The 9,431-nt window shown below is 51.9% G+C and carries 7 protein-coding genes; 1 reads left to right on the forward strand and 6 read right to left on the reverse strand.

All coding sequences use genetic code 11. The features are described from left to right. The coding region (locus tag DBR24_RS12405; protein ID WP_256591430.1) for a tetratricopeptide repeat protein at nt 1–861 on the forward strand (861 nt) is incomplete at its 5' end. Nucleotides 862–931: 70 nt separating this feature from the next. On the opposite strand, the gene DBR24_RS12410 is transcribed toward DBR24_RS12405, so the two are convergent. The 6 genes from DBR24_RS12410 to DBR24_RS12440 all read right to left on the reverse strand — a co-directional run. Then, the gene (locus DBR24_RS12410) at nt 932–1,957 is read right to left on the reverse strand and encodes a hypothetical protein (protein ID WP_128614899.1); all 1,026 of its coding nucleotides are present in this window, start codon (nt 1,955–1,957) and stop codon (nt 932–934) included. Nucleotides 1,958–2,081: 124 nt separating this feature from the next. Further along, on the reverse strand, nt 2,082–2,456 hold the full coding sequence (locus tag DBR24_RS12415; RefSeq protein WP_128614900.1) for an SMI1/KNR4 family protein: 375 nt from the start codon (nt 2,454–2,456) through the stop codon (nt 2,082–2,084). Nucleotides 2,457–2,697: 241 nt separating this feature from the next. Continuing rightward, nucleotides 2,698–3,042 (reverse strand): hypothetical protein, encoded by a 345-nt coding sequence (locus DBR24_RS12420; RefSeq protein WP_128614901.1) that lies wholly within the window; start codon nt 3,040–3,042, stop codon nt 2,698–2,700. 409 nt (nt 3,043–3,451) lie between these two features. Continuing rightward, entirely contained in the window at nt 3,452–3,742 is a 291-nt protein-coding gene (locus DBR24_RS12425) for a hypothetical protein (RefSeq protein WP_128614902.1), read from the reverse strand. A 453-nt stretch (nt 3,743–4,195) separates the two neighbouring features. Beyond that, nucleotides 4,196–4,621 (reverse strand): hypothetical protein, encoded by a 426-nt coding sequence (locus DBR24_RS12435; protein ID WP_128614903.1) that lies wholly within the window; start codon nt 4,619–4,621, stop codon nt 4,196–4,198. After that, a partial coding sequence (locus DBR24_RS12440; RefSeq protein WP_128614904.1) for an RHS repeat-associated core domain-containing protein occupies nt 4,618–9,431 on the reverse strand: 4,814 nt, incomplete at its 5' end. The genes DBR24_RS12440 and DBR24_RS12435, both read right to left, overlap by 4 nt.

The raw sequence follows: 9,431 nt of genomic DNA on the forward strand, positions 1-9,431 counted from the left end.
GGGAAGTGCGCGCCAAATTCTGAGCGGCTGCATGAACAAGCGGTCGCAGGCGATCTTGACGCGCAGACGCAGTTTGGCAAAGCCATTCAAGAGAACCTCTGCGGGGTGGTTGAGCAGTGGTCACCGGGCATGCCGGAAGTGTGGTTTCGCAAAGCTGCAGAGCAAGGTAATGCCGAAGCGCAAGTCGGATTGGCTGAGGAACTTCGTTGGGATCGAAGCGTTGAGGGTGAAGACGCAAGTGTTTACTGGGATTTGAAAGCTGCGGAGCAGGGGAACGCCAAAGCGCAGTTCAGTTTGGCGCAGATCTACCATCGCGGTGGCCGATCGATCAAAAATCTCAAGGACATGGACAAAGCATTAGCGTACTACCACCAATCCGCCGAAGGCGGATATCCCTCAGCCTACATGCTGCTGGCAAGCCTCTATGAGAAGGGTGACGGAGTTACACAGGACGATGTTGTTGCCGCTCAGTGGTATCGCAAACTGGCTGAAACCGGTGACGATTACGGACAGCTTCACCTCGCGGAAATGATCGCCGCTGGACGAGGTGTGGACAAGGATGAAGCTCTGGCATTTTCCTGGTTTGGCAAGTCGGCTGCGCTCGGCAATAAGTATGCGCAGTATGAAATGGCGCAAATGCTTGAACAGGGGCGAGGCACCGTAAAAAACCAACGTGAAGCGGCCAAGCTTTACCGCAAGTCTGCGGATGCAGATTTTGGCAACGCGCAGTTGGCGCTTGGGAAAATGTACGCGCAAGGACGTGGCGGTTTGCCAAAAAGCAAATCCAAGGCCGAGTACTGGATGCTCAAAGCAATTGATCGCGGTGCTCCGGGAGCTAAAGAAGAGCTGCAAAAGCTTTGATTTAAACGGGGAGAATATATTGATTTAAAAGAGGGCGATCATGGGGTCGCCCTTTTTTTATTTGGATAAATCAGACTTCTTGTCGCCAAGCAGAGAGTGTGATCACTGTGCCTTCGTCTTCTCTATTACTGATTTCAATCTTGTAGGTGCCGCCACCAATATAGCCTTCAACGAGTGCCTTTCTCTGGTTGCCGCTGATTTCGGCATCCTTCGCATGCTGCTGATAGAAGTCGATGACGTCTGCGTACTCTGTAAAAGTCCGGAGAATGACTTCGAACTCATGTTGTGGACGGCCGGCTATTTTGTCCCAATCACCTTCAATCGGCGTGCCCTCCATCCCCGGCGTCGTGAAAACACCGTGGGCGCCAGCACCTATCAGGTGAGCCCGCTGCGGAAGCATCGCCAGCATGGCTTTGGGAAAGTCGGAAGGTAACTGTGCCGCTGTCCACGCTCCCTCTTCCGGTTTGGTTGCAGCGTATTCAACGCTGGCAATTTTCTGCGCGTTGGCTCGGCGTTCCGGGTCATCACTTTCCGCCCATATCGCCATCATCGGAGGCAGTTGTTTACTCCAGCCGATCAAAGATTCGGCATCAGCTTGTTTAGCGCCTTGCGGTTGGAAAATGGTCAGCACGGTTTGCGGGGCATCGTTACAGGTCAAAGCCTCCTCACGCGACTTGACCGTGCAGTGGCCATTGACCAGCCCGACAGCGACCAACTGGCCCTTGTCGTTAAGCAACAATGCGCCGCGCTCAAACCCATTGTTGCCATCATCCATGGCAGTAATCATTTTGCTGCCGGCAGGCACACCGTCCGCAAACATCGACATTTCCGAATCAAGCGCTTCCAGAACTTGCTGCACAATCATTGTGTTGTCGTTGGTGTAGCTACCGGTTTCATAGCCAAAAAAATCGACCAGTGCTGAGCGCACCGCTGGATCCTGGTTGAGCTTTGGCGCGCGTTCTGCGGCGGGTTCGTTTGAAAGTAACAGGGCAGTGGTGCCGTCGGGGCGTTGTTCGGAGCGAAGGGACAGTGCAGTCGCATTAAGGGAGAAGGTGAGGGCGAGGAGGATGGAAAATGGGCGATTCAAGCGTTTCAAGGCTACAGTCCTTTGATTGTTCAGTCCGGGGGAGTAGAGGTTAAACAACGAGACTTCTCAGGGGCTGCCTGCGGTTCTCTCGTTTTTTCTAAAGCAAATACCAGGCTTGTCGGGATTAAAGTTTTTAGTCCTCGTTGAGCCACTCGGCATTTTGCACCATGGCTTCTTCTAGCCACTTATCGAAGCTAGCGTAGGTGGCGTGAAGTTCCCAGCCCTCTGACGCATAAGCATGAATTATCAACACATGGGGCTGCCCAGAAAAATCATCCCCATCAAAACATGCGATGTCATCATTCGCGTTGAATTTGGCAAATGGGATCAATGTGCGTTCTGGATAAAGCTGTTTGAGTGTTTTGTACCAGTTGTTGATTGTACCTGCGTTGTATACCAGCAGCCACCAAGGCTCGATATCTGTTTCTGGTTCAATGGATGCAAAGTGCAGGAAGTTTGTAGGGTATGGGTAGGCGGGTAGGTCATCGATGTTGAGATGGATTTGCATAAGTAATTAATCAGGAGAAAACCACGTTTAGAGCGCGGAAAGATTGATGGCCGTTCGGGGTAGACCACGTTCAGAAAAAATAAAACGTCGCCTGCTCCCCTGTTATACTTTTACTATTTCAGTTGGTGACTGAATTTCTCATCCAGCCCAAAGCTTTCATCTTGAATTAAAAAAGGGCAGATTTTTTATCAGTAGAAAATAAATCTGTCCCTTTGTGATCCCCTTTTTCTCTATCTGTATTTCATGCTTCGATCATGAATGATTCAATCTGCTTAATGAATTCAATCTTGCTTTTAGTTCTGAATTCGCCGAGAAAAACTTCGGAGTTTTTCACCGGTTTTCCTTTGTGATCATATTCGATTTTTAGGAAATCAATTACAAACTCTCCGTCGGGGTCTCCCTCTGGCTCTACTCTAGAATCGAAGCAGTGCCCACTACTACGCCTTACACCCCCTAATAGTACTGAGGAGGTGAACCAGTCGTTAGTTTCTGGGGTTAACTCAACCTCAAAAAAGTTGTTGATTGTTATTGTCCAGCCGCTTGGTACTCGAATTGGTTGAAGTTCGTACTTTAGCTTGGGTCTCATTTTACATTACCCATGTATTTTTTAACTTGTTCAGGTGAGGCTGGAAAGCTGTGTATGACAGGTTCGCCAGCTTTTGAAAGTTCAATCCTAACCCAGTTTGTTAGCTCGCCATTATTGTAGCCAACGGGGGTTTCTGATCTATAAAAAATATATCTTGTGTTGTTAAGGGACAGGCCACTATAAATAGCGATAAATAGGAGGGTTTCTAGAGGGCAGATTATAGATACAAAAAAGAAACCGTGGTCTGTCGCCGTTTTCTCGTGGTCTGTCCCCGTCTTACGGAGGCAGCGAAGACTGTGGGAAGATTGAAGAAAGCTCTGCGCGATGAGGTGCATCATCAGCCGCAAAACCTGTAGTGGATTTGTGGGGAACCAACAGGGTTTTCCCCGATTGCGACCGATTATGGCTTTTAGGGCTTCCAGAATTTAATTTCTTCCAGGTGGCGCTCTATATCATCCATGTCATCATCTCCAAGTGTTGAGTCAAAGCTCTTGCTGATAATTCTCCTTACTTTGGCAAGGCGCTGCGTAACCTTTTCATTATCAATAAAGTCAGTGGTGGCCTTCCGGTAATCTTCGACGGGTTTATCCGCGTAGTAGCTTCCTATTTTGTGTAGTGAAATTAGGATGAGCTCGATGTCTGCTAGAACTTCGAGTGCATCCTTTCCATTAAGAACTATCTGTTTGTTTTTTTCTAGCATCATTTCCGCCGGTTGAATGTTGGATTCTCTAGCTTCACATTTCCTTTGATCGTAAGCTCCATTGTGCCGTATCTAGGGTTTTTTACCCATTCAAGTTGAGAGTCCGGCACGTCTGTTTCAATGTAGTCTCTGCCACGTCCTCTGCCACGTCCTCTGCCAATTTGATACTTATCTTCAGCGTCTAGTTGGCTTAATGGCTTTTTGTGAACCAATCAGGGACGGACCACTTTTACAGAGCGAAAAATTGAAACTCATAAAGTGCAGATCACCTTCAGAATAAGAAAACGTGGTCTGTCCCCCGTTTGCGCAAAATCCCTTCACGATAGGCGTCATGATACTAAGCAGAAAAGGGGACAGATTTATTTTCAGTTTGTAGAAAATAAATCTGTCCCCTTTTTGTCTTTTTATTCGTTCGGTTTGCTCCTTTTTTAAAGATTTTTAATGGTGTGAGGTTTAAGATAAGTACCAAATCAAAAACTCAAAGAAGCTAGCCCATTTTTGCTGTGTTTTACCAGCTAGAAAATCATCTCGGTTAGCAAGGCTGAAGTCTAAAACTTCGCCGCTATTTATGTCATACAAGTAACAGCCTTCGCCTTGAATGTTGGTGAGGCAGACAAGGTTTTCCGGTAGCTCCCATACTTCGTGGATGAAATTTGTTCCGATTTCGATTTCGTTGCTTGGGTCGGCGATGTCACACAATTCTTCATCAGAAGAACTGCTTTTAAAAAAAGTTATTGTGTAGTTTAAAAAAAACTCTGCGAGTTCGCTATTTGTGTCTATGTTTAGCTGTTTTAAAGCCTCTGTAACTGATTGCTTGTCTGTTCGAAGGGTATTGCCCGGCTGATTTTCAACTAGTAATTTTAATTTGGTCGGTATCATTTAGCGGCCTCCGCTGCGCGGTCTTTCCAATATTGCGGGACTTCTTTCTTGAAGAGTTCCCTGTTTACAGGCTCATCTGGATGTTGATTGTGGCCGTAGGGATGAACCGCTTCCCGGCCTTTACCTTTGAGAGTCGTAAGGTGGGTCTTGCGACTCAACTCAAAAAGCGGTCCCTTTCCGTTCTGCCTTGAGTGATGGAGCTGTAGCTGTTGAGGAACCCCATCTTTCATTATGTAAGGGGCACCGCCTTCTTTTGCTCTGTCTAAGTTCGACATGCCCTTGTGCTCTAAATCCCAGTCAATATCCTGTTGGAAAACCTTATATTCGTTATCTGTGCCTTTACCGCTTGCTTTCCATGTGGTTTCGGTTTTGAAGAACTTTGGATTTTTACCACTCTCGGGTCCAGGGACATCAGGAGCGCCTTCGCTGACCTTTGCGCCACTTTCTGGTGCCTCAAGTCCACTTGGAGGCTTGCACCCATTACCCTCTGGGCAATTGTCGAGCCCCAGCGGATCCACCCACCCCGTAGGGTTAGGCACATACTGATAGTTGTTCAACCCACCCGCAAGCTTGATCGGATCCGGCGTCAAAAAACGCCCGGTGCTTGGATTGTAGTAGCGGTGCCGGTTGTAATGTAACCCCGTCTCCGCATCGAAATACTGACCCTGGAAGCGCAGAGGGTTGTCGATTTCGGCGACGTCCAAGGCTGCCAGGTTGCCATAGGCACGGTATTTCGCCGACCACATGATTTCGCCGCTGTAGTCGGTAAGTTCCTGAGGTGTACCGAGGTGGTCGAGTTGGTAATAGAACGGCGTCGCCTTCAGCGGGCCTTCGCCATCGAGCATCGCCAATGGGCGGAAGCTGCCTGGCTCGTAGATGTAGGTGCGATAGCGATTCTCAGCGCTTTCGGCGATCAGGCGTTCACCTTGCCAGAGAAACTCGGTGGTCTGGCCATCGACAGTCTTCTCTATGCGACGGCCAAAGGCGTCGTATTTGTAGCTTGCGGTGCTGCCACCGGGCAAGGTGACGCCAATCAAGCGATGCTGGCAGTCGTAGCGGTATTCGGTGACCAGTTGCTGTCCGGTACCACGGCGTTCCCGGGCCAGATTGCCGTAGGCGTCGTAGTCGTAATGCCGGTCGCCTTGCATAAGCAGGCGATTACCTTTGACGTTGGCGAGGTTCGCAGTGGGCAGATCGTTTTGACCGAGCAAGTTGCCGGCTGGGTCATGAGCGAAAGTTTCGGGGGTGGCGCCGCGAACGCTGACCAGACGATCCAGTGGATCATAGTGGTAGCTGCGGTTTCCTTTGCGGCTGTCATCGATGCCGGCCAGGTTGCCGTTTGCATCGTAGGCGTAGCGGCGCTGGAACAGATTGCGGTCCTGCTGACCTACGGTGTGCGCTTGAAGCCTTCCCTGTTCGTCGTATTGGTATTGGCTAAGCAGCACGCCTTGTTGGCGCTGCTGTTCACGGCCAGCGGCGAACTGGTGCGTAGTCAGGCGTGAGCCGTTGAGGTCGATGCTGCTCAGCCGACCGCCGGAGAGGTGGCGGTAATCGAGTGTACTGCCATCAGGGAGTCGGCATTGGCTTAGTTGGCCGACGCTATCGTACTCGTAACGCGTGGTGCCCCAGCCTTGGTGCTCAGTGATCAGGCGATCTTGTACGTCGTACTCATAGGCGAGGGGCCAGTGGCCGTCGTCGACGTTTACCAGGCGACCCAACGCATCGTAGCTGTAATGGATTTCTTCGCCGTCGGGCATGGTTTTGACCATCAGGCGACCAGAGGCATCGCGCTGATAATCGGTCACCAACTCACTGCCATCGTCGCCGAATTCGGTTTTTTTCAGCAGCTTGCCGTTGAGGTCGTACTCGTAGGCAGTGCGGCGTCCGTCGAAACCGGTTTCCTGTTGGATCAGCCCGTTCGAGTAGTAATCCAGCTGATAGTGTTCGCCGCGTTCGTTTTCGATGTCGGTGAGCAGCAGGCGTGCGTTGTCGTAGCGATAGCGCAGTTGGCTGCCGTCCGGGTTGATGCGACGGCTGACTAGATGCAGGTTATCGGCATACTCGTAACGGGTTACGCGCCCCAGTTCGTCGCGTTCTGCAGTGACGCGGCCGTATGGGTTGTAGGTGAACGCACGGGTAGCGCCGCCGGGCAGGGTGATCTGTGCCAGACGGTTAGCCGCATCCCACTGGTAGTGGGTGATTGCACCCGTTTCAGCCTGACGTGTGATCTGGCGACCGAGCGCATCGTAGCGGTACTTGCGCTGACCGCCGTCCGGCAGGCGCTCCTCCAGCAATTGGCCGAGGTTGTTCCACCCCAGTTGGTGGCGGCTGCCGTCGGGATGGCGGATCTCCAGCAGGCGTCCTTGGCGATCATAGGCGTAATGCGTAGAGTTGCCATCCGGGTCGACTTGTTCAGTGATGTCACCCTGGTCGTTACGCCAGTAGATCCATTTGGCGTCACCACGATTTACCACACGGACAAACCCGTTGTAGTACTCGTAGGTGGTCGGTGCGTCTTCCGGTGGGATCACCGCGACCAATCGACCCGCTTCGTTGTACTGATATTCCGTGACCGCCCCCATCGGGTCTTTTTCGGCGATCAGTCGGCCTTTGTCGTCATAGGCCTTTAGATGTTCTGCACCGTCCGGATCAACTTTGGCGACGAGTCGAGCCTTGTCATCGTGGGTATAAACCTCTTCGCTGCCATCGGCGTTGGTAACGGTGACGCTGCCTTTGTCATCCCACGCATAGTGCGCATCCATCTGAGAGAAACTGGCCCAGTGATGGATGCAACGTGCAGACTTGCCTTCCTTTTCCCACTCCCAGTAAAAGCTTGCGCCCCCGGCGAGTTGCCGCTCAAGAATGACGTTTTGCTCGTTGTAGGCATAACGCTCGGACTCTCCCAGAGCGTTTGTGGCTTTGATCAACCGATGGTGACCATCGTATTCATAGGTGGTCAGCGTCTGAACGGTGTTCCAGGCGTCTTCGAGATTGTCCGCCGGAATGAATTGCTGATAGTCGATGGCGACAATGTGCTTGCGGTCGTACCGGACAAGCAGCGCACGACCAGCACCGTTATCCACTCGCTTGATTCGACCATGGATGTCACGGGTGATCTGCAGGCGATTATCGTAGTTGTCGCTGATGGCGATCAGCGTCGCGCCTTTACTGTTGAAACGGAAGTGATAGAACAGCGGCTTTTCGCCGGCCTGAGTCAGTATGAGTTCGGAGGGATCTTCGCCAATGAAGATAGCGGCTTCCGAAAGGCTATTGGTGATTGCCGGGCGTTGTACGCTGGGCAGGGGAAATGTGGTGACCCGGTTTTCGTGATCGGTCCACACGACCTCGTCGCCATTGATGGCCACCCGTTGAGCGAGGGCGTGGCTCCAGCCATAGCCTAGACCGCAGTCGATTTCAGCCGCGCTGGTTCGGTAGAGTCGAGTCCAACTGAATGGCAGCAGGCCACCGAGTTCACCGTCGGTAATGGTTAGCAGCTCTTCACCGGTGACCATCGAGACCGGGCAGCCGTTGGTGCAGGTCTTCTTCGCGCAAGTGGCGCTTTTGTCATCGGGTGTCTTGGACTGATCAGGAACGTCGTCGACTTTTTCTTTGGGTTGCAGAGTGGACTGGTTCTTTTTCTTGTCCCTTGGGAACGAAGAGGCGTCTTTGACTTCCTGTTTCGGAGTATCTGCAGTTTTAGGCAGTTGTTTTGTGGGAGACAGTCCCTCTAGTTGGCTCTTGGGTTCAGCCTTGCGCGAGCCAGCTTTTGGCGCTTCAGTGGTAGCTTCATCGATTTTCAGCGCTGCGGTTTTGGCAGGCTTCATCGGCACATTCTTGGCGCTGGCGATGATTGGTTTCGACACTTCCGCATGGGCGGGCAGGGCGTGTTTGTTGCTGAGTGTCATCAAGGTAGACGCGAGGTCTTCAAGATACTTGATGGCTTCTCCGGATTTGACGGTGGAGAGGACTTTGGTGCCCGCTCTCACGGCCAGTCCGGCGCCACCTGTCAGGCAGATGCCCACCAGTACGTTGATCAGGAATTCCGAGGCGATGGCAGTCATCACGTCGACAACAACCTGCGGCGGTAGCATGCCGACCCAAGCAACAATGGCGGAGACGTAGATGAACATCAGCGGCTCGTCGCTGAGGATCAACAGCCCTGAAGCAATCGACTCCTTGGAGGCTGCATAGAGTTTGTCGATCTCGACGTCCGACAGGTACTTTTTCAGCTTTTCGTAATTTTTCCTCGGATTGGCGAGTAGCTCGAACAAGCTTTTGATGTCATCCCACAGCTGCAACAGAGCCTTTTCAAACCCCTCCAGGGCGCGTTTGAGCAAAATCACCGAACGTCCGGCGCGATCGGCTGCAGAGTAACTGGCCCATTGCGGCTGAAACTTGCTTGACCATTCGCTCTGCAACCAGCCATCAAGCTTGCTGATAACGCCTTGATAGGAGTTATAGAGCGCTTTGACGTCATTCTGGGATACGTTGGGGAAAAACGTAATGCGATAGGTCTGGCCCTTCTTGGCCCCCTCGATCACTTTGATACCGCTCGGGCCGATCATGGTTTCGATGACCGGGCCGGTAACGTCGTCGTAAAAGGTACCTTTGGTGACTGGCTCAAGTTTTACCGGCGTATTGCCAATCGGCACGAAGCGCGCCGACTCGAACATATGAATCAGCGTGAAGTCACCTACCAACGGGCAAGTGGCATAGGTCTTTACCGCACCTGTTTCGGTTTTCCGTTCAGTGATGCTGACTTCGTTGCCGACCTTGAAGGTCTGGTCGACGTCCAGCGCCCAGCCAGTCC

Source organism: Pseudomonas sp. HMWF006, from assembly GCF_003061205.1.
GTDB lineage: Bacteria > Pseudomonadota > Gammaproteobacteria > Pseudomonadales > Pseudomonadaceae > Aquipseudomonas > Aquipseudomonas monsensis.